We start from the raw sequence: 19707 nt of genomic DNA on the forward strand, positions 1-19707 counted from the left end.
GCCTTCGGTCGTACCCGGCGACCCGTAAGCACGGCGTCCGGCTGCGCCCGGGATCGCTCAACGAGCGGCTCCAGGTGCTCGCCGACCGTGCGGGCGTGCCGTAGATCGACGGCAAGAAGGTCACGTCCCACTCGTGGCGGGCCGGAGCGAACACGGACCTGGCTACGCGGAAAGTTCCGCTCGCCGAGCGGAACAAGGCGGGCCGGTGGGCGGACGGCTCGCACACCGCAGACACCCGTCTACGACCGCCCCACCGGGCTGGCACCCGGGACCCGCTCAACGCCGTGCCGCTGTACGCCGGTCCCGCCCACGCCCGCAGTGGCCCGTGCGGAGCAGGACGCCACGGAGCCGGGGGGACTGAGACGGCCTCCGCCTACATCAGCGGGCTGGGCGAATCATCACGGTGAGCATCGGCGATGCTGGTGACGGCTGGCTCTGCCCGAGGTCTTGGTAGCCCCACGACCGGTAGAGCCGGTGGACCTTCCCGTCACCGGCCGCCGGGTTCACCATGAGCGTCACGTACGACTCGTCCCGCGCGGCGAGGAAGGCGTCATGCATACGTCGTGCCGTCCCGGTCCCCCGCCATTCGTCCCGTACGCCGATCTCCTTCAATGCCACGGCCGGACGGCGGGTGTACTCCTCCGCCGGTGCCGGGGCAGTACGCTGCCAGTACCGGTCGCCGTGCTCGATGCGGTTGCCGTACGCGTAGCCGACCGGCTGCTCGTCGGCGTAGGCGAGGACGACCACGATCCCCGGCTCGGCGCCGTGCCGGTCCAGCCGCTCGCCGAAAGCGGTCACCGCGTAGTTCGGCAGGTGGAGCAGCGGCGCGCGCACCGCGGCGTATACGTCGATCACGTCGCCACGGATGGGATCCAGCTCGGTGAAGGTGCGGAGTTCGGTCGTGGGTGCCGTGGTCATGCGGCGGCCTTCCAGGCGTCGCGGGTGTGCTCGGTCCAGGTCTGCGCGGTGGAGCTACGCGGCGCCCGCGCACGGAGCGCGGCGCCGAACTCTTGCAGCATGCGGGAGACACGGGCGTGCTGGGTAGCGGCGTCGACAGGTACCTGCATGGCTGTGGCCGCGGCGGCCTCAAGGTCGCCCTGGGCGAGTTGGGCGTGGGCAAGGCGCGTGGCGGTGATGGCGTGGGACCGGCGCATGTGCGGCCGCAGGGTGGCCAGGCAGTGGTGCGCATGGAACTCGGCGGTCTGGTAGTCGCCGAGCGCGAGGAAAGCGGAGAGGGCAAGGGAGTTCAGCTCGGCCTGGTCGTAGAAGGCGAGCAGCCACACCGGCCGGTAGGCGTCCGGGTCCATGCGTTGCAGCGCATCCTGCGCCTGGTCGAGTGCACGACGGGTGCCCGTGCGGTCCTGCGCTGCGCCATGGATGGCTGCCTGCCGGGCCAGGCCGAGGGAGGCGAACATCGGGTCGCGGCGGGTGATGTGCAGGTTGCGGGCGACGTCGTTCGCGGCGAAGGCCTCGGCCGGGCGGCCGATGTGTCGGTACATAGCCCCCGCGTGGCTCCAGATGCGGAATTTGATCGCTTGGTCACCGGACATCTCGGCGAGGGCCTGGGCCTCGCGCATGTGCGCCTTCGCATCGGCGTAGCGGCGGCCGTCGATAGCCGCCCACATCGCGGAGGACCGGAACGAGGCAGCGCACCCGTACAGGTTGCTGCGTACGCGTTGGGTGGCACTGCCGGCGTTCTGTAGGTTCAGCGCCTCGTCGGCGAGTACGGCGGCCCGCTGCTCGATGTCGAGCTGGCCGCCGTACCGGTGGTCGCTCGCGATGACCTCGGCGAAGCGTTGCTGTAGGCGGCCGACGTCACTCATGCCGATACGGCGGGGTCGTGCGGGGCCGGGGGCGGCAGCTGCTGCGGCGGCGACAGCGATACCGCCGACGAGAGTACGGCGCTTCATATCGGGGTCCTCCTGCGGTGCGACTGGGGTGGACGAAGTCCGGCCCCGTGGCACGAACCCTAAGCCGGTGGCGGGTAAGCCGCTGACAGCCTCAAGTGCCTTGCGGGTGGCGGACTTAGGCCAGCGAACGCGACCCGCTTTCCAGTCCCGGACGGACGAGCCGTCCAGTCCGCCAGTCCGCCCGGTGAGCTGCTCAAGGGCCCTGTTCACCGCGTCAGCCAGGCTGTTGGAGCTGTAGCCGTGCTCGTCCATCCACGCCTCAAGAGCCTCATTGCGCGTGGCATCCATGCACGCACCGTAGCGACTTGCTGCCCGTCCGTCAGGCAAAGTGATAGTCAAATCACCCTAGGGTGGTCCGCCGGAACAATGCTCGATCGCCCTAACCAGATTGCTGCGCAAGGGAGTTACCTGGTTGCTGAACAGCCGCTGCGCAAGCAGCCATCGCCCTCGTTCGCCGAAGTGCCCGCCCAGCACAGAACCCAGGGGAGTCCCCCGTGAACCCGCCGACACAGCGCCCGCCCACCCCCGCAGAAGCAGCGGCCGCACCACCGCGCGCGAGCACGGCCACGCTGCTGCCACTCACGGAGGAAAGCCCCCGATTCCTGCAGTTCTGGCCGCTCGCCGCTACCCACAACGCGGGCCCGAACGCCCGGTTACGTATGCGGCCCTGGCTGACGGTCGCGCGCTGGAACGGCAACATCGACCAGGCCTCGCGCGTCGCCGACAAGCTCGTCGACAACGCCGTCAAGCACGGCAAGCCCCTCCCCGGCGGCATCGTGTACCTGCGGGTGTTCGGCCTCCCCGAAACCAACGAACTGGTCATCGAGGTTGAGGACGCGCTCCCGGAGTTCCCCGGGTTCGAGCAGGTCGCCAACCAGAGCGGCGAGGTTCAAGGACCGCCCAAGGGACTGTGGTGGGTGGCCCACTACCGCGGCCGTCTGTTCTGGGACGTGAAGAGCGACGACTGCGGCTTGGCCGTCGGCAAGACGGTGCAGGCCATCATCCCCGCGACCTGGGACGGTTCCGAGTGACGCGCACACCTCTGCCCCAGCGCCCGGCGACGTGGCGCAGCAGCGCGACGCCCGCGGGCGTCGACCTCACGGTGCGCGGCGAGGACATCGCCCCCGAGGACGTCGCGCCGGACATGCGTGACCTGGCCGCACGTGTGCGGAACCTGGCGGACTTACAGCGGGGAGCACCGCTTCAACTACCTTTAGGCGGACGGTTCTTCGACGTCGTCGTCACCGCCTCCGGCCCCGAGGCATACGCCGTCGTGAGCCTCATGGACGAAGTCCAGCATGTCCCTGGCCAGCGCGCGGCCGCCCCTTGCTGCGGGCCGGTGATCGAGGACCCCGAGCGGGGGTGGCTGATCTGGCTCGTCCCCCCGGGCACGCACGCGGTGTGGGAGCCCCTGCGGTACGGCACGTGCCTGGGTGCCCCATACGAGCTCGCCCTCCCGCCGATTGCCCAGACAGAGCCCCCGGGCCCGTACTGGCTGCGCCCGTGCCGCGGTGACCGCCTCGTGCCGCACTGGCCGCTGCGCGACTTCCTCGACCGGTTCCAGCCCGGTCCAGTCCCGCACGAGGAACTCCTCGGAAGGTTCCTGAGCACCATCTCCTGATCTCCGCGTGCGGTGGCGGCTGCTTCGGCCCTCCGCCGCAGACGGTTCCACTCCCTGCCGCCGGGCCCCTGACCTGGCACTCGGCGGCAGAGGCCCAACCGTGAGGGAACGCGACGTGACCACACCCAGCAGATACCCGGCGCTCCCCGCCACGCCCCGGCCCGGGGATGTGCGTCTGGAGATCCTGCGCAGGCGCCACCAGGCGGACATCATCGCCGCGGCCCGCCGCGCGCACCGCACGGTACGCGTCGTCCCCTACGTGCTGGCCGGACCCGGCGTCGAGCGGCGGACGGACCTGAAGCTGATCGAGGAGCACGTGCAGCGCACGAGGTGCCACGTCACACGGTCCTCGTTCGCCGACGTCGGCCAGGCCCCCGCGATCGAGCAGCGGACCGGTTTCACCGAGGCCTTCCTGTATGCGGCGCAGGGCTTCGCGCACGGCATCGTCGCCACCGGGCGGGCCGCCATCACCACGGACAGCAAGGCCTACGCAGACGTGCTCGAACGACTGCACCAACGCGGTGTGTTCCTGTCCTATCTGCCCGGGACCGGTGGTCCCGAGCCCACATAGACCGGCGCCGGCTGAGGGGTGCTCCCCCGTCATCGCCCGGCTGGCGCCTCTCCACCCCCGCACCGCCCCGCGGTACGGGACAGCCTGGCCCTCAGCCGTCGGCCGGGCAGGTAGCGCCACGCAATCCGACGACCGGAGGGCACCATGGCAACACCGACAACGATCGCCAAGGACCGCGAGGAATACACGGTCACCCGTGACCCGCGGACGTACGTCAAGCCGGACGTGTGGGACCGCCAGATCCTTCTCCTCATGCGTGACCACCCGTTCGACAAGGTCATGGCGGAGCGCCTGTTCGGCCAGGCGGTCGCCTACCTCATCACCGCCATGGAGAAGTGGGACCAGCGGTTGGAGATCGGCTGCGGGCGGATCGTGGACATCGCCGTCCACGGCTTCATCCTGGACACCCGCAACTACCGCGAGTTCTGCGAGGAGTGGTTCGACGGGAAGTTCCTGGAGCACATCCCGGAGATCGCCTTCAAGTACGACGGCAGCGTCGAGCGCACCGCCCACGTCATCGCCGACAACGGCTTCGCGGTGGACTGGAGCCTGTGGGAGGCGGACTTCTCCAAGTGCACGCCCTGCGCACCCGGCACAAGCTGCCACTGACCGGTAGGCCGTAGGGCCACTCTGCGCCCGGGACCGCTTTATGCGGCCCCGGGCGTCTTTGCGCATATATATAACGGTTTCTATCTTTCCCGTACGCCACGGCGGCGACGTTCGCTAGCGTGACGCCTCTGGAGTTCGTCTCTCCTCAGAGGAGCCACATGTCCAGCGCCGCCCCACTGACCGCAGCCGAGTACTGGGACAAGTACAAACCGCACCGGGGCGACGGACCCCAGCCGCGCCCCGCGGCACAGCGCTTCGACTGGACCGGTGTCGGCAACGACGGGCCCGGCGCGGAGATCCTGGGCACCCCCAAAACGGTCCTCGACCTGGGGCCAGCAGAAGGGGAGAACGCCGCGTTCCTCACCCGCTCCGGCGCCCGGGTCACCGCGGTGGACTTCTCGCCCGTGCAGGTCTACCGCGCCCGCGCATTCTGGGACGACGTCCCCGGACTGGAGTTCGTCCACGCCGAGGCCTGCACGTTCCTCGACGACGACCCGCGCACCTGGGACGCCGTCTATTCGACGTGGGGCGCCGTCTGGTTCAGCGACCCTGAACAGCTCTTTCCACGCATCGCCAAACGTCTTGAGCCGGGCGGAGTCTTCGCCTTCTCCCACCGCGAGCCCATCACCGGCCAGTACGGCGCGCAGCAAATGGGCGGCAAGTGGCTGGAAGGCCGCGAGAGCGAACTGACGGTGTACCGCTGGCAGTACAGCGCCACCCAGTGGTCCGACATTCTCAAGCGCCACGGCTTCACCGACATCCGCGCGGAAGTCCTCCCCAACCCGGACCCCGCAGCGCTCGGCACGCTCCTCGTGCGCGCATGCGCCCCCGGATAACCAGACCGGCTCTCGAAAGACAGAGCCGCGCTCGTCCATACCCCCTTGGGTTGTAGTGGCCGTTGCAACACCCCGGCTCAAGGGGTGCGATGGACTTCGACATCCGCCAGGTCCGGACAGCGCAGGGGCGCAAGAAGCTCCAGGCTGAGCGGGCGGAATACTTCCGGCTCGTGAAGGCAGGACACAGCAACAAGGAAGCGTCCGCGCTCGTCGGCGTGAACGAGCGCATCGGCCGTGAATGGCGTAACGGCCGGTGGGACCCGCAGCGGCTCAGACCGCTGGCGGCCCCGACGACGACCCGCCCCAACCAGGGCGTCTACCCCCGCCGGAGCGCACCGCCCCGGTGTCGGCGAGGACGGCGCGCACCTGGGCGGCATCGACGACGTCGGTGTGACGTATGGCGAGGCCCAGCAGTGCGTCCAGGGCGTGGCGGCCGGCCGCGGCTGCGTTGTGCGCACGACTGACCGCAGGGTCCTGGTCGTCCGGTGCGGCCAGCCACGCCCGGACGGCGCCGGGATCCGCCTGGGCGGCGTGTTCGAGGAACGGGGCGGCCGGCCAGCGTCCGTCGGCTGCCCGGTCCGGCATCAGCAGAGACGGCGCGTGCTCCTGCAGAACCGCAAGCCACACGGGCGCCGGGCCGGAGCGGAAGAAGTAGCTGGCGCGCGGATCCGCCCACCCGGCGAGCTCGGCAGCCTCGACGGAGCCCGGATGCGTCAGCGCGGCGAGTTCCAGGACGCGGGCCGCCCGGCCCGGAAGCGGCACCAGCAGCTCCCGGGCCGCGGCAAGGATTTCGCGGTACAGGACGATGGCGCGTCCTTCCACTGCGGGCTTTGCCGTGCAGCGTGCCCGACGTCTCGCCGTACACAGCACCCCACACATCCAGCGCGATCTCCTGCGCGGCGCCGAGCGTGACACCCGTCAGCCGCTCGATCACCGCGCGGGCTCGGCGCTGGTGGTAGCGGCCCGGCCGTGAAAGCTCACCGCGCAGTACCTCGGCCGCCACCGCCACCGGCTCCCACGCCTCGCCGCCTGCCCGGCAGGGACGGTGGCGGCGGACGGCCTTGCGGGCGCAGCGGAGGCGTCTGCGCTTGGCGCGATTCTCCGGCGCAGCCAATGACTTGAACGGTGCTCAGCTCTCCGGCGCACCGTTCAGCTTCGACACGGTCAGCGGAGAGGCACCACCTGGCCTGGTGCCGTCGAACGGGTCGCCTCTTCCTGCTGGCGTGACCCTGCCGCCCCACTGGTGAGCCATTCCTGCCCTCCGGGGGCCGCCGGCGGCCGAGATCAGGTCGATGCCGAGGTTGGTCGGCCCACACCCAGCGCGGGCCTGTTCGGCAGCCATCGCGTCTCTGTCATCTCCTGCGTAGCCGCCGTCGGAGTCGAGCCAGCAGGCCGGGAGTTTCGTTGCTCACGGCTCCGATGAGGTGGCGGCGGTCGCGTTCGCGGTTGTCTGCGATCTCGGCCATGGAGTATCGGCGGCTCCAGTGGACCTCGCCCTTGCGGATCCAGTAGTGCGCCCGGCATGGGAGCGCCCAGTTGCCGATCGAAGGTGCCAGGGAGACGCTTTCACCGTCGTAGGTGAGGGACCACTGTCCCGGTGACAGCGGTGTGATGACCTCGTGACCGCAGCCACAGGCACACAGGTGGCCGCATGTGCGGTACGAGATCGAGACGTACAGGGTTGCCGGTTCCATCGCTGTCGGGAAGGTCTCGACGAACACCGGGCGCAGTGTGTTCGTCGCGGTCATGGCAGGTCCTCGTTGGCGATCTCGTTGGTGATCAGCGAGTAGGTGGACAAGCCTTCGTCGGTCGCGTCCGCGTAGACACCGATGAAGCGTTTGAAGCGGTTGACGGCCAGGACGGCGTTGAGCGCGTTCAGGTCTGCGGTCTGGATGTTGCGTGCGTAGGCGTCGCCTTCAGGGGCCGGCTGCGGGATGCGTCGGCGGGCTTGTTCACGGCGGCCCGGCAGGCTCGTGGTCACGCGCAGGAGTCCGCTGAGTCGGCCGTCGATCTCCTCGATTCCCATGCCCACGTCGATGAAGGGCACCTCGTGGGCCTCGAGCCAGTCCATGACCGCCGGTTTGCCGGCGGCGTCGTCGGAGGCGAGGAAGACGAAGGTGGCTCCCTCAAGGAGGGCAAGGTTGTCCTCGTCCAGGAACTGCTCGCAGGAGGTGACGCCTCGGTGCATGTTCGAGTAGAGCGAGGCGAAGTAGGCGGCCTTGTTCGGGCGGCTGCGCAGCACCTCGATGGTGGGGGCGCCGGGGGCCCTGAAGGCGTTGTGGTTGTCGAAGGTATCGCCGTCGATGAGCAGGATCGTGTCGACTTCGGTCTTGGCGATCTGGTCCAGGATGTAGCTGCCGCTGCCACCGAGACCGACGATCACGATGTGGTGGCCGCGGTGGCGGCGATTCACGGCTGCGAGGCCGGCGCGTGAGGTGGCGGTGTCGCGGTAGACGAAGGGGCTGTCGTCGTTTACCTCCTGCCAGGCCGCGCCGGGGGTGGGTGTGACGGACGGGTCGATGGCCTGGGCCTGGTCGGCGAGGATGCGCGCGTACGCCGTGATCTTCGTGTACTCGTCGGGATAGCCGTCGGGGCTCGGCTTGCTGGAGAGCATGAACTGCGCCTGCAGTCCCTCGGCGATGGCGCGGGCCTCGGAGTTGGCCAGCAACAGGGGGCGGCCGTGCTCGTCGCATGGTGCTTCCCCGCCGAACCAGATGCGATGGTCGGTGCCGGAGACGATGCGGTCGCCGCTGACGGTCACGGGGTAGGCGAGGAAACCGTGCTCGACGGCCCGCGCCGGGGTGACGTACGGAATGTGGCGGACGATCAGATGCCCTGCCTGCAAGACGACGTCGTAGCCGTCGTCGAGGAGGCGCGAGAGGTCCGGGTCACGAGCGAGAGGTGCGGTAGACATCGAAGACCATTCCCTTCTTCACTGGCACGCTGTGGCCAGCCGTCAGGGTGCCCGCCCCCTGCCCGTCGTGGCCGCGGCTGTAGCGGACGGTGTAGGTGTCCTGATCAGTCGGCGGCTGGCCGGGGTACGCCAGCTCGACAACCTGCTCGAAGGTGATCTCCTTCGCCTCCCACGGATGAGGGCGGGTGTTCACGATGATCGTGACGGGCGCGGGGCCGTGGCTGTCCTGAGACATGGGTCCTCCTGGAGTGGGGTGTCGTCTGTCCGCCCGGGGTGCCCCGGGCGTGGCTGGGGCTTCCGGCGGCCGCCGAAGGGGGCGGCCCGCCAGACAGTCGTGTTGACGGCGGGTCAGCGCCGGGGAAGGGCGAGGAGGTTGTTGGTCCACACGCCGTCGGCGTGGGTCCGCAGGTACTTCGCGCCTCGGGTGGGCGTCACCACAGCCACTTCCGTGCGGTGCCCGGCTCGGTCGCTGGTGTAGGCCTTGCCGCCTGATTCTCGATCCAGTCGACGATCTGCGCCCGAGGGTTGTCACCGGTCTTTCCGGACGCCTGCTCGGTCCACCACAGGTGGATGATGTGTTCGTGCGTGGTGCCGCCGGGCGACAGACGCACCGCGGTGATCTGAATAGTCATGTCTTCCTTCCTGTCAGCCGTATTGACCGGCCTTTCCTGGTCGATCTGCGGAGCTCATCGCCCCAGTACGGGGTCATGGATAAGGGTGTGATGAGCGGTCAGGCATTGGTTCCTGTCGCCAGGAACGCGGCGAGCGGCAAAGACGGTCGGCCGTGGTGATGCGTAAGGCTCCACCTCCCTGGCTTACTGCAGCAGGCCGGGATAGCGAAAGGCGGGCTCGAGGCCCGCCTACTTGCTCTTCTTCGAAGCGCGTGACGCGCTCTCGTTCACCGTGGTCGACGGGTTCCTGCGCACCGTCGACTGCTTGACGAACCGCCCGGTGATCGCACTCCGACCACGCTTCCCACCAGACCCACTCGTCTTACCGGTCTTGCCAGACATGGCTTACCTCCCGTCCCAGAGGCCTCGGCGGCCTCTGACCTACAGAAAGTGCAGCACGAGAACATCCACTAGCGCAACAACTTTTGAGGGACAGCGTCACTGTCATACACCTGCTCAAAAGAGGCCGCCTCGACGAGGCGGCCCCTCAACAAGCAGTCCGGTACTACGTCGTGGGGTCTGCGATGACGCCGAGATTGATCAACCGGTAGTTCATGGCCATGTCGCTCGTCTTGAAGCGTTCGGCCATGAGATGCACCAACTGCTGGGCGGTACGGAACTCGGCTTCCCGTGCCGCGCGGCGCACCATCGGTTCAGGGGCCAGGAGAGCCACCGCGAAGCGGTTGGCTTCCATCTCCTCACGGTCGGTGGCCATGCTCGAGACCGTGTCACGGAAGTTGACACGGGTATCGGTGTCCAGAATCAGCGGACGGCCGCGGTGCAGCCGCAGATGCCCGAGCTCATGCGCCACCGTGAACCGCTGCCGGTTCTCGTGGTGCTTCTGGTTCACACCGATGACCTGCTCGTCCCCACGGCGCAGCAGCATGCCGGAGACGTCGGCCGGCATGTCCTGCGGCACGACAAAGACACCCAGCTTCTCGGCAAGCTGCACTGGATCGATGGGGGCCTCATCAATGCCGAACTCCGCCAGCAGCGTCCGGGCCTCCGCGTCAGACCTGGCCATCGCGCACCCTCCGATCTGCCGCCGAGGCAAGGGACGCCACCGTGTCCGCCAGATACTCAGGCAGTTCGGCCGCATGACCGGGCTCGTCCAGTCCCGGCAGGAGTTCGGCCGGCTTCACTCCCAGCGCCGAGGCAAGGCGCACCAGCCGGTACGGCGGCGGAGCCTGCGTTCCGGACTCGATGTTGGTGATAGAGCCGCGCGTCAGGCCCGTCTTCCGCGCGAGCAGTTCCTGCGTCAGCTTCGTCTGCACCCTCGCCGCCCGGACCCGCCGCCCGATCTCAGCATTGAAATCCCGCTCAACATCGTCCACAAGACTCCCTGCAATGACAGCGACACTGACATTCCAACTTAGTCCAACCTCACCAAGACCACCACAGCGACCCCCGGGACTCCTCAAGGACGGCTCGATCAGGCAGCACGGCTGCTGAAACGCCTCCCGCTTCGGGCAGCACAGGCTGGCGATCCGCTCGCCGGTGCTGACGTTGCCCCCTGACGGGCCGGTACTGGGCGCCATTACGGCTCGTCGGCCGCGTTCGGCATCCGAGAGGCGGGAGGATGCGGCGCTGCGACACCGCCGACGTACCACGAAATCCCGCGGGCGACATTGCCGGGGCAGCGGGTTCAGCCGCGCAGACGACCAACCCCTGCCGCTTTCGAGACGGAACGCGCCTTCCGCGTACTCGCGGCCTCCGTCGTCCTTCACCTGCCTGAGTCCCGCAACGGCGGCTTCGAAGTCGTCGACTGAAGGGCTCGGTCACACCGGAACGCTTCAACCGCCATCAGCAAGCACGTCTCCACGGTCGTGAAACGACGGGAGCAGTCGGGGCACTGGCGACGCCTGCGGATCGACGTGCCGTCGTCGGTCGTACGGCTGTCGACGACGCGGCTGTGCGGGTGCCTGCAGAAGGGACAGTGCATCAATCCCCACCCTGCTGCCGAAGCGTCGCCCGGGAGATGCGGGAGATCGGTCAGGCCGTCGGCCTTTCCAGCACCTCCTCGGTCGCGCATCAGCTCATGGCACTGGAGCGCAAGGGCTTCCTGCGCCGAGACCCGCACCGCCCGCGCGCGTACGAGGTGCGAGGCTCCGACCAGTCGTCGGTGCAGCCCACGGACACGGCCGGCAAGCCGGCCGCGTCCTATGTGCCGCTCGTCGGCCGGATCGCCACCGGCGGCCCGATCCTCGCCGAGGAATCGGTCGAGGACGTTTTCCCACTCCCCCGCCAGCTGGTCGGCGACGGAGAGCTGTACGTCCTGAAGGTCGTCGGTGACTCGATGATCGAAGCCGCCATCTACGACGGGGACTGGTGGGGGTCCGCCACGAGGCTTTACCGGTGTCTCGGCCTCGCTCGTGGCCGCGCCACGACAGGGGCCGCTCGCCTCAGACCGGAGTATGCGGACGAGCCGAATTGTCGGCGGGCGCTTCCTGCCACCGGTGCCCAGGGAGCAGCCGACGGTGCTTGCTCCGCTGCACGCCCCCGATGCGGCACTGAGAACAACGCCATCAGACCTGGCTCGTGCAGTGCCCGTACAAAATCCCCCGACGAAGCAGACCACCACTCCGAGTGCACCCACGTCCACATCCTGCGGCCCTGCAAGCGGGGGTTGAGCAGACAGAGCGCCATCGGTGAGGTGAGGGTGGGCGGCCACAGGGCAGCGGAGCCGCTGGCCCGCGACGGCTCAACGGCTCGCCCAAACCCCCGCCGGGAAGCAGCCGTCAGCCAGTGTCGGAGTACTCCCACGTTGGCCTTGGAGCATGTCGTCAGCACCAGCCTCAGGCCGTCGGGTGCCATCCCCGCGAAAGTATGCAGCGCTGAGAACCGGAACGGCAGCTGGGACGCGGCCGACGGAGTCTGGATGCGGGCCTCTGGAGAGTTCCAACGCGTCACTACTCGCTCGAGATAGCTTGAGAAGCCGACCGGGACGGGCCAGTCCAGCGGTTCGGGAAACGCAGGAAGAGCGGCGGAATAGTCCGTCAGCCGCGGGCCTTGCGGCTGAGCGTCTACGGATGCAGGCTTCCCCGCCGTCTGCAGACGCTCACGGTAGGCGGCCTGCCGACACGCAGAAGAACAAAAGCGGCGAGGCCGCCCCCTCGTCCGCTGTGGGAAGGGAGGAGCCCCGCAACCCGGACGAACACACCGGTGAACCGGCACCTCCGCAGCGCCAGCCCACACATCAGCACTATGACGAGGTGCACCGGCGAGCTCCTGGCGCAGCGCTGAAGCGTACTTCGACGTGCGGATCCTGTTCAGCAAACCGCCGACCAGCATCTGGAAACTCCCCAGCCCAAGGCCCATGTCCCGGGCAAGCTGCTGTGGAGGCGCGCCATGCAAGTAGCGCAGCAGCAGCCGGCGTTCGGCGTCATTGCACACCTCCCGCAGAGCTCGTCCCAGAACGTCCTCACCGACCCGACGGCCGACCGGGTCGTGATCTGGTCCGTACAGACGCCTCTTCACCGAGCCCCCTCCTCGCCGCCGACCACGCCGTCGACCGTCTGGTCCTGTACAGCAGCCGTAGGAACGGCGATCCGTCGCAACCGCGGCCGGACCTCGCTCAGCAGACGCGCCAGCGCGGTGCCACTGACATCTACCAGGTGCGGCAGATCCTCACGGCGGGCCCGCTCCACCGCCCGAGCAGCAATGCGTCCATGAACCACGATGGCAACGACTGCCACCCCCGCCAACAACACCGGGCCAAGTGCAAAGGCCACGAGGGCCACCCCCAGATCCACTGAACACCTCTCCTGTAACGCACGGGAGCCCCCGACACGTCGTGTCGGGGGCTCCCGGATCCGGCCAACAAAAAAACCCCGCCGAAGCGGAGTATCAGCAGCCAGGCACACGGATGCCCGACCGGGACCGAACGTACAGCAAGAGAAACGTCACCCGACACCACCATCCGTGAACTGCGCATTCCCCCAGCTCAGAGCAGCCCACAGGCAGGTAGCTATGAGGAAATTTTCGTAACGCCGCCCGACAGCAGCCCGCAATCGTCACGGGCAGCCCGGTGCGACTCCCACCCGCAGGAGGCGCCGGCTGACGCTGCAAGTACAGGGTGAGGGCCGGTTCGGTCGCCAGGTCGGCTGCTGTCTCGGCTGCGGGCGCCGAGGGCTTGGCGGGGAGCAGGTGCTGCACACGCTCAGTGCCCGTGGGATTGGTGCACGTTGACGCGGGGGTTGTGGCCGGCACTTGGCATGTGGGCCTGTTCAGGCTGGCCGTGACCTGCTGCTGGTCTGCCTCTTGTACCGGGGGAAGACGGGTGGGAGCGCCGTAGGGGTCCTCGATGCGATCCCGGTCGGCGTCGGTGACCCAGAAACGGTGGACCTTCCTCGCACGGATTTGCCTCTTGCCGCAGGGACACCCGCCCAGGAGCCACCAGTACGGTGGAGCAAGAGGTCGGGGCGCGCCAGTCGAGCCGCCTCCTTGGTGTGGAGAACGGAGACACGCCCCGGCAGCCCGGCGGAGTGGCGTGAACGACGCGCGGGGCCTCTTGCGGTGGCGCGGCAAGATGGGCGGATAGGCTCCGCACTCAGTGAGGGAGCCCGAAACTGGAACTCGGGCTCCCTCACTGCTGTCAGTTGACTGCAGGCATCCGTTCCTTCTGGCCGGTGCTGCCCTTTCTCTGAGTGGGGAGTTCGGCGTCATCGGCGTCATGGAACGTGAACTTCAGGCAGGAAATGCCGTTGTCCTGAGTGTGCGCGTTCCACGCTTTGACCATGACTCCGTACATCGCCACCCGGTCCTTGAAGGCGCGCATGCCGGTCCGGTGCTCCATGCCTCGCCGGCGCAGGGCCAGGATGGGCGAGTTGCTCGCCAGCTCGGCACCGTCCTTCAATCGCCCTACGAAGGTGCCGAGCAGTTCCGGGTAGCTTCCTCGTGCTGCTTGGGCCAGCACGGCGAGCAGGGGCGCCGGGGGGAGTCGGCAGGCCCGGAAGATTCGGTCCGAGGCTTGGGCGTAGTCCTGTACCTCGGGCCATTCGGCCAGCATGTCCAGGCAGGGCTTGACGTCCATCGTGAATTGGAAGCTGTCGGGTACCTGGCCGTCGTTGGCCTGGCATGCTTCGGCGAACCGGATCATGCCGAGAGCCCCGTGGACGTTCGTGGAGTGCTTGACGCGGAGGAACTGTGTTGGGCGCCTGGCCAGGCCGGTGTCCACCACGCCGAAGGTATCGGGGTCGGCCCCCGTGATCACCCACATTTCAACGGTCACACCGGACTGAACGACGGCTGCCAGCCTGTGCTGACCGTCGATCAGGCGGCCAAGGGCGTCGAACGCGACGGGCTGATGGGTGAGCAGGTATTCGCCCGCGAGCATCGCCGAAACCAGACTGGCCACCGCCCGCTGAGACATCCGCCGGTTTTCAGGCCGGTTCAACTGCAGCCAGGCCGCGGCGATGTGAGGGGTTACGAGGTACACGCCACTGGCTTGAGGAACAAGTGACGTCGGGAGGGGAAGCTGACTGGAACGCAGCTTCCCCTCAACAAGGATTCCACTACTCATAGTGACGAATACTAGAGCTCAGAAGTCCTCGATGTCACATGAAGAGGGGTGAGTTGCCTGCAAAATCTCTACGGAGAGTAATTACATCTGTCCGTCGGCTTGTGACGGACGACCGCACCCGCATTTGCAGCCAGATGCCACTCAGACGCAGTCTCCCCGTAGCCGGTGCCGAGCGCAGCGGCTGGCGGACGAAGGGGCAGGTTCGCAGGCGGCGGCCGCAGTGGGCTTGTCGCAGGGGCGGGTGCTGCTGGCTGAGGTCGGCGCGGCATTCCGGGCAGTGCCCGTCCTGAGGCGGGGCCGGCGCGAGGAAGCGGAGCGGGCACGGCAGCAGAAGTGGGCAGCGCAGAGGGAACACTGGGCACAGGAACCGGACGTCGGCAGCGCTGTGCTTCGCGGGCGTTCCAGGCGTCGTGATCGGTGGTACGCCACCCAGAGCGAGACCGAGGCCGTCGCGAAGGTCCGCGTGCGGTTCACGATCATCGGCGACACGGACGCGGCCTTCACCGGCGGGGAGAGCGTCGCCACCGTCGTCACCGACAAGCTCGCCACCGCCACCGCGCCCGCGCTCGTGGCCGGGGAGAAGACCGGTGACTTCACCGTCCGCGTCACCGTCGTGGGCCGCGTCATGTCCGGCCTCGACTACGCCGCGACCGTCACCGCGCGCCAGGCCGACACCCTGGCCCGCACCGGCGACACCGCGCCGACCTGCGTGCCGGGCGGCGAGTTCGCCGACCAGGTCGAGGTGAAGGCCACCTACAAGGGCGCCGCCGCGGGCAAGGTCGCCGCCACCGCGACCCTCGTCACGTCCGCCGACGACGCCACCGAGAACGACAAGGGCCCCTACTTCAAGGACGCGGACGGCAAGACCGTACGCACCCTCACCACCCTGACCACCGACGCCGACGGCCTGCTCGAACTGCCGAAGCTGTACGCCGACGACACCACCGGCACCTTCCTGCTCCGCATCACCACCACCGGCGGAGCGACCCTGACCGTCGAACTCATGGTGGCCAAGTCGTGAGTTCCGTACCTGGCCGGGCCCGGGAGCTATCGTCAAGACTGTGGATCAGTGATCAGAACCAGTTGATCGTATCCTTGAGGAGGCGGGCGAGCTTCGCCCGCTTCGTCGCGTTCGCTCGCCAGGTTTCCTCGGCTTGCACGCTGGCGGTTGTCACCCCAGCCTGTCCGGCTGGGTTCTCTGCCGGTATCAGACGGCGGTTGGCGATGAGCATCCCGACGCGGATGAGCGTGACGCCCAGGTGGCGGGCGGCTTGTGGCTGGGACATCCAGGCGTCGTCCTCGACGGTGTCCACCTTGAGCAAAACGTAGCCACGGTTGTTTCGCGACCACGGCCGCCCCGGTCGGCGACTTTCGTGCATCACGCCGCCTTCGGCCGCTCGACCAGGAGGCCGCGTTCGAAGCGGGCTCCGGCGCGGACGAGGGCGACGAGGTAGGGTGCGTTCACGGCCCGCCACCGCTGCTGTGCGGACTCGACGAGCTTGAAGGCCATGGCCAAGGCGGCGGCCGGACTGCCAGCGCCCCGGGTGACCCTGGTCCGTAGGCGGACAGTGGCGAAGGTCGACTCGATCGGATTCATCGTCCGCAGGTGGATCCAGTGCTCGGCGGGGAAGTCGTAGAACGCCAGCAGCTCGTCGACGTCGTCGGTGATCTTCTTGACCGCCTTGGGGAACTTCGCGCCATAGGTCCTGGCGAAAGCGGCGACGGCCTTGAGCGCGTGGTCGCGATCCTCCGCGTTGCAGATCTCCTGCAGTGCCTTCTTCGCGCCGGGCTGGGCGGACTTCGGCAGGGCGTTCGCGACGTTTTCGATCTTGTGAACCCAGCATCTCAGATGCCTGGCCGAGGGGAACACCTCTGCCAGGGCTTTCCAGAACCCGAGTGCGCCGTCGCCGACGGCGAGAACGGGAGCGCGCATGCCCCGGCGTGCACAGTCCCGCAGCAGGTCGGCCCAGGAGTTGGCGGATTCGCGGTAGCCGTCGCTCATGGCGATCAGCTCTTTGGTGCCGTCCGCGCGCACGCCCATCAGCACGAGCACGCACGACTTCGCCTCGCGCAGGCGTATGCGCAGGTGAATACCGTCTGCCCATACGTAGACGTAGTCGCTGGTCGACAGATCACGTCCACCGAACGCGACGTGGTCGGCCTGCCACTGCTCGGTGAGGCGGGTGACCGTCGCCGGTGAGAGGCCGCCGAGCTGCCGAGGAAGTGTTCCAGGGCGGGCACGAAGTCGCCGGAGGACAGGCCGTACAGATAGAGCAGGGGCAGCACCTCGCTGACCTTGGGGGACTTGCGGCAGGATCGCCGAGGAGAACCGCTTGCGCTCGCCGGTGGTCTCATCGACGCGCTTGTCGTTGACCCGCGGGACCTTCACCTCGACCGACCCTGCCGCGGTCGTGACCTTCCTCGCCTGGTGGTAGCCGTTGCGCACCACCAGGCGGCTCCCGTGCTCATCGCGGTGTTCGGCCAACTCGGCTATGTAGGCGTTGACTTCAGCCTCCAGTGCGGTGGCCAGTATCCGCCTCGCGACCTCCCGGACGATGTCGTCGATCAGGGAGCCGGTCTCAGTCGTTCCCTCGCCATTCACTACGCTCAGCACGGGCGTGCCTTCCTGACCGACGGTGCAACGTCGGTCTACTCGATGACCAGAAGTCGATCACTCGGGAAGATACGCCCTCGCGTCCAATCCGAGGCCGATCCACAAGTCATGAGCATTGCTCCCGGTCCAGCGGGCGCTACGCCTGGGCCGCTGAGCGGAGGTCCCCCAACACCCCTCGCGCAGAGGGCTACTGACAGGCGGAATGGACGGCGACGCCCATCGCGGCAAGACGAGGGGCCGTGGCCGCACATCCGAGTCTGGACGCTCAGCAGTTCTATTGGGCCTTGAACCGCCGCACATCTCAAGAGCCCGGAGAAGGTGTTCAGGGTCTCCCAGCATTAGTCCCCTCGGGTACCCGGGGGTTCTGTCAGACGCGGCCGTTGGGCGTGAGATTGGCCAAGATCAAGCGGTCACGATACGTCAGCTCTTGTGCTTAGAGTGGCATTAGGGCGCCGAATCAGCTCACGTGGTTCTTGCTTTCCGTCTTCCCTCACCGGCTTCCGGGCGCCTGCCTATCGTCGCTGTCATGCAACTCTGGGAAGGTGTGGCGTGGGGCGCTTTTGGCGGGTTCGCCATGGAAGCCCTCGACTTCATCATTGCGGTTCGCCGCTGGCACAGGCTGCCGTGGTGTGTGGGGGCAAGCACGCTCACGCCGAACCGGGCCGCTGTTCCCACCCGTCGCGGTCACCAGCCGCCGCAGGAGTTGGCCGTGCCGGGCCTGCTCGCCTACAGCATCGCCGGAACGCTGCGCATCATGGTCGGCGGAGGTCTGTCAGCAACCGTGGTGAGTACGTCACCCCAAGCGGCCTCGGCGTGGATTGCCGTGCTGACGGGGGCTACCGCACCCTTGTTGCTGGAGAAGCTGACCACCATGGTCCCCCTTCTCATCCACGGCGACAAAGGCATACTCCTGCCGCAGGCGGAGGACAACCCAGCCCGCAACGGGCCGCAAGCAGGAGGCTCGCTCTCCTCTTCAGAGTCGGCAGTCGGTCCGGCAACCGCCACTTCTGAGGGAGAGTGACCGCTGTGCGTGCAGACAGCCTCGTCGGCCGTATCGTCTCCGTTCTCTCCCGTCGCGCACCGGCCTTTCAGGCCGGTGCCAGTCCTGGCACACCCAGTTCACGCCAGCGGAGCACTGTTTCCAGACGCCTGAGCAGTAGCGTTCGGGATGGTCAGAGCGCACTGCTCGTGAACGTGGGGCTGCACAAGGCCAGTCTCCGCGGAGTGGCCCTGCCCGGGGCGAATCTGCGCGGGGCTGACCTGCGCGACGCGGACCTCAGGGACGCCGACCTCGACGGCTCCAATCTTCAGGTAGCCAATCTCACCTCGGCGAGCCTGGAGGGGGCTGGTCTGCGCAGTGCCGATCTGAGGGATGCCCATCTGAACAACTGCGACCTGCGGCACGCGGACCTGACGGACGCCGATCTGCGCAACGCACGCCTGCCGAAAGCAACCCTCGCCCACGCCCGGCTCACGGGTGCGGACCTACGAGAAGCGGTGCTCTCTGACGCGACGTTACGCAGCGCAGACCTCCAAGGCGCCGACCTGAGAAATGCCGACCTGCACCATGCCGACCTGCACGGCGCCGATCTGAGAAACGCGCGTCTGCGAACAGCCCTTCATACTGCCAATCTGGAGGAGGCCGACCTCAGCGGCACAGACCTGCGGCGACAGCAGCTCATGAGCGGCCAACTCCGCGGCTGCAACCTGAGAGGTGCCGATCTGCGCGGCGCGGTCCTCGCCGGTGCGGACTTGAGGGATGCCGACCTCACCGGTGCGCAGCTGTGGAAGACCGACTTCGAGGAAGCCGATCTCAGCGGTGCTGTCTTCGACGACATCGACACCGGACCCTGGCAACACACCGGCCGCGGTCTCCTCCGCCTGTCCGGAGCCCGCTGGACAGCGGCCACTCAGTGGCCACCGGACCTCGAAAGCCTCATGCTGGGCCGGTCCTTGCGCGTGAGCGACGGGGTGTGGGTCGTCTTCCGGACCACGGTCCACCGCCTCGCCGGCGAGCCTATGAGGCGTTGAGCGTGTCCAACAAGGGCAACCACGCCTGGCGTGAGAACTCAGGCGTCAGGACGTGCAGCGAGGAACTGCTCATGTGCTGCCGGATGAGAAGTGGAGGGTCGACCGGCTTTGACAGGGGTGTCCCGAAGCACATCCACTGGCATCGGCAGGAGATACGGCAGCCCCAGGTCCTGCCGATGTCCTCAATAGTCAGCTCTGCAGTCGGTCGATGCCACGTACAGGCGCGGTGACGACAAGACGAGTTGCGCCGTCCGGGGGCGCCGCCCCCGTCTCAGTACCCGTTGCATCGACGCGCACTGCCAGCAGCGCACCGTCGTTGACGGCCTATCCGGCGTGCTCGTCGCTCTGTGTCTCAGGCAGTTCATGAACCACCGCGTCCACCAAGGCGACATGATTCTCCGTAGAGCGG

General features: G+C 68.0%; 21 protein-coding genes and 3 pseudogenes. 9 read left to right on the forward strand and 15 right to left on the reverse strand.

Going from position 1 to position 19707, the window contains the following annotated elements; all coding sequences use genetic code 11:
* Positions 1-378: 378 nt before the first annotated feature.
* Both ACFWBT_RS09540 and ACFWBT_RS09545 read right to left on the reverse strand, forming a co-directional pair.
* Positions 379-918 carry a GNAT family N-acetyltransferase gene (locus ACFWBT_RS09540; protein ID WP_385697702.1) on the reverse strand — a complete coding sequence of 180 codons (540 nt, stop codon included), beginning with the start codon at positions 916-918 and terminating at the stop codon, positions 379-381.
* Entirely contained in the window at positions 915-2198 is a 1284-nt protein-coding gene (locus ACFWBT_RS09545; protein ID WP_385697704.1) for an XRE family transcriptional regulator, read from the reverse strand. The genes ACFWBT_RS09540 and ACFWBT_RS09545 overlap by 4 nt, the downstream gene beginning before the upstream one ends.
* A gap of 206 nt (positions 2199-2404) precedes the next feature.
* On the opposite strand from ACFWBT_RS09545, the gene ACFWBT_RS09550 reads away from it, so the two are divergent.
* The 5 genes from ACFWBT_RS09550 (at position 2405) to ACFWBT_RS09570 (ending at position 5547) form a co-directional block, all read left to right on the forward strand.
* Positions 2405-2941: a hypothetical protein gene (locus tag ACFWBT_RS09550; protein ID WP_385697706.1), complete on the forward strand. Its 537-nt coding sequence runs from the start codon at positions 2405-2407 to the stop codon at positions 2939-2941.
* On the forward strand, positions 2938-3531 hold the full coding sequence (locus tag ACFWBT_RS09555) for a hypothetical protein (RefSeq protein ID WP_385697707.1): 594 nt from the start codon (positions 2938-2940) through the stop codon (positions 3529-3531). The genes ACFWBT_RS09550 and ACFWBT_RS09555 overlap by 4 nt, the downstream gene beginning before the upstream one ends.
* A gap of 115 nt (positions 3532-3646) precedes the next feature.
* Positions 3647-4102: a hypothetical protein gene (locus ACFWBT_RS09560; RefSeq protein WP_385697708.1), complete on the forward strand. Its 456-nt coding sequence runs from the start codon at positions 3647-3649 to the stop codon at positions 4100-4102.
* 144 nt (positions 4103-4246) lie between these two features.
* Positions 4247-4711, forward strand: coding sequence for a hypothetical protein (locus ACFWBT_RS09565; RefSeq protein ID WP_385697710.1), 465 nt, complete (start codon positions 4247-4249; stop codon positions 4709-4711).
* A gap of 158 nt (positions 4712-4869) precedes the next feature.
* Entirely contained in the window at positions 4870-5547 is a 678-nt protein-coding gene (locus ACFWBT_RS09570) for a class I SAM-dependent methyltransferase (protein WP_385697712.1), read from the forward strand.
* Positions 5548-5817: 270 nt separating this feature from the next.
* On the opposite strand, the gene ACFWBT_RS09575 is transcribed toward ACFWBT_RS09570, so the two are convergent.
* From ACFWBT_RS09575 to ACFWBT_RS09615, 9 genes and pseudogenes are all read right to left on the reverse strand, one after another.
* Positions 5818-6369: a hypothetical protein gene (locus ACFWBT_RS09575; RefSeq protein ID WP_385697714.1), complete on the reverse strand. Its 552-nt coding sequence runs from the start codon at positions 6367-6369 to the stop codon at positions 5818-5820.
* 530 nt (positions 6370-6899) lie between these two features.
* Positions 6900-7295, reverse strand: coding sequence for a DUF6527 family protein (locus tag ACFWBT_RS09580; protein ID WP_385697715.1), 396 nt, complete (start codon positions 7293-7295; stop codon positions 6900-6902).
* Entirely contained in the window at positions 7292-8461 is a 1170-nt protein-coding gene (locus ACFWBT_RS09585) for a ThiF family adenylyltransferase (RefSeq protein WP_385697716.1), read from the reverse strand. Before ACFWBT_RS09585 ends, ACFWBT_RS09580 begins: the two co-directional genes overlap by 4 nt.
* Positions 8436-8696, reverse strand: coding sequence for a multiubiquitin domain-containing protein (locus ACFWBT_RS09590; RefSeq protein ID WP_385697718.1), 261 nt, complete (start codon positions 8694-8696; stop codon positions 8436-8438). Before ACFWBT_RS09590 ends, ACFWBT_RS09585 begins: the two co-directional genes overlap by 26 nt.
* A 113-nt stretch (positions 8697-8809) precedes the next feature.
* A complete protein-coding gene (locus ACFWBT_RS09595) occupies positions 8810-8899 on the reverse strand; it encodes a DUF3892 domain-containing protein (protein ID WP_385697719.1) in 90 nt (29 codons plus the stop codon).
* The gene (locus tag ACFWBT_RS09600; RefSeq protein WP_385697720.1) at positions 8893-9093 is read right to left on the reverse strand and encodes a hypothetical protein; all 201 of its coding nucleotides are present in this window, start codon (positions 9091-9093) and stop codon (positions 8893-8895) included. The genes ACFWBT_RS09595 and ACFWBT_RS09600 overlap by 7 nt, the downstream gene beginning before the upstream one ends.
* A gap of 544 nt (positions 9094-9637) precedes the next feature.
* The gene (locus ACFWBT_RS09605) at positions 9638-10156 is read right to left on the reverse strand and encodes an ImmA/IrrE family metallo-endopeptidase (protein ID WP_385697722.1); all 519 of its coding nucleotides are present in this window, start codon (positions 10154-10156) and stop codon (positions 9638-9640) included.
* Positions 10143-10466 (reverse strand): helix-turn-helix domain-containing protein, encoded by a 324-nt coding sequence (locus ACFWBT_RS09610; RefSeq protein ID WP_385697724.1) that lies wholly within the window; start codon positions 10464-10466, stop codon positions 10143-10145. The genes ACFWBT_RS09605 and ACFWBT_RS09610 overlap by 14 nt, the downstream gene beginning before the upstream one ends.
* 427 nt (positions 10467-10893) lie before the next feature.
* Positions 10894-11074, reverse strand: a pseudogene (locus ACFWBT_RS09615) (transcriptional regulator NrdR); the annotation flags it as partial.
* A gap of 33 nt (positions 11075-11107) precedes the next feature.
* On the opposite strand from ACFWBT_RS09615, the pseudogene lexA reads away from it, so the two are divergent.
* Positions 11108-11461 (forward strand): annotated as a pseudogene (gene lexA, locus ACFWBT_RS09620) (transcriptional repressor LexA); the annotation flags it as partial.
* A 1144-nt stretch (positions 11462-12605) separates the two neighbouring features.
* On the opposite strand, the gene ACFWBT_RS09625 reads toward lexA, so the two are convergent.
* Together ACFWBT_RS09625 and ACFWBT_RS09630 are read right to left on the reverse strand one after the other, a co-directional pair.
* On the reverse strand, positions 12606-12884 hold the full coding sequence (locus ACFWBT_RS09625) for a hypothetical protein (RefSeq protein ID WP_385697726.1): 279 nt from the start codon (positions 12882-12884) through the stop codon (positions 12606-12608).
* A gap of 842 nt (positions 12885-13726) precedes the next feature.
* Positions 13727-14569, reverse strand: a complete 843-nt coding sequence (locus ACFWBT_RS09630; protein WP_385697728.1) for a hypothetical protein — start codon at positions 14567-14569, stop codon at positions 13727-13729.
* A gap of 526 nt (positions 14570-15095) precedes the next feature.
* Between ACFWBT_RS09630 and ACFWBT_RS09635 the strand changes: the two are divergent.
* Positions 15096-15674 (forward strand): annotated as a pseudogene (locus ACFWBT_RS09635) (lytic transglycosylase); the annotation flags it as partial.
* A 52-nt stretch (positions 15675-15726) separates the two neighbouring features.
* Here ACFWBT_RS09635 and ACFWBT_RS09640 read toward each other — a convergent pair.
* Together ACFWBT_RS09640 and ACFWBT_RS09645 are read right to left on the reverse strand one after the other, a co-directional pair.
* Entirely contained in the window at positions 15727-15966 is a 240-nt protein-coding gene (locus ACFWBT_RS09640) for a DNA-binding protein (protein WP_385697730.1), read from the reverse strand.
* 65 nt (positions 15967-16031) lie between these two features.
* Positions 16032-17267: an IS256 family transposase gene (locus ACFWBT_RS09645; protein WP_385697731.1), complete on the reverse strand. Its 1236-nt coding sequence runs from the start codon at positions 17265-17267 to the stop codon at positions 16032-16034.
* Between the two features lie 526 nt (positions 17268-17793).
* Between ACFWBT_RS09645 and ACFWBT_RS09650 the strand changes: the two genes are divergently transcribed.
* Positions 17794-18288 carry a hypothetical protein gene (locus ACFWBT_RS09650; protein ID WP_385697733.1) on the forward strand — a complete coding sequence of 165 codons (495 nt, stop codon included), beginning with the start codon at positions 17794-17796 and terminating at the stop codon, positions 18286-18288.
* Positions 18289-18455: 167 nt separating this feature from the next.
* Positions 18456-19298 (forward strand): pentapeptide repeat-containing protein, encoded by an 843-nt coding sequence (locus tag ACFWBT_RS09655; protein WP_385697735.1) that lies wholly within the window; start codon positions 18456-18458, stop codon positions 19296-19298.
* Positions 19299-19707: the final 409 nt, after the last annotated feature.

Origin of the sequence: Streptomyces sp. NPDC060027 (genome assembly GCF_042737005.1) — a bacterium.
In the GTDB taxonomy this organism is placed as follows: domain Bacteria; phylum Actinomycetota; class Actinomycetes; order Streptomycetales; family Streptomycetaceae; genus Streptomyces.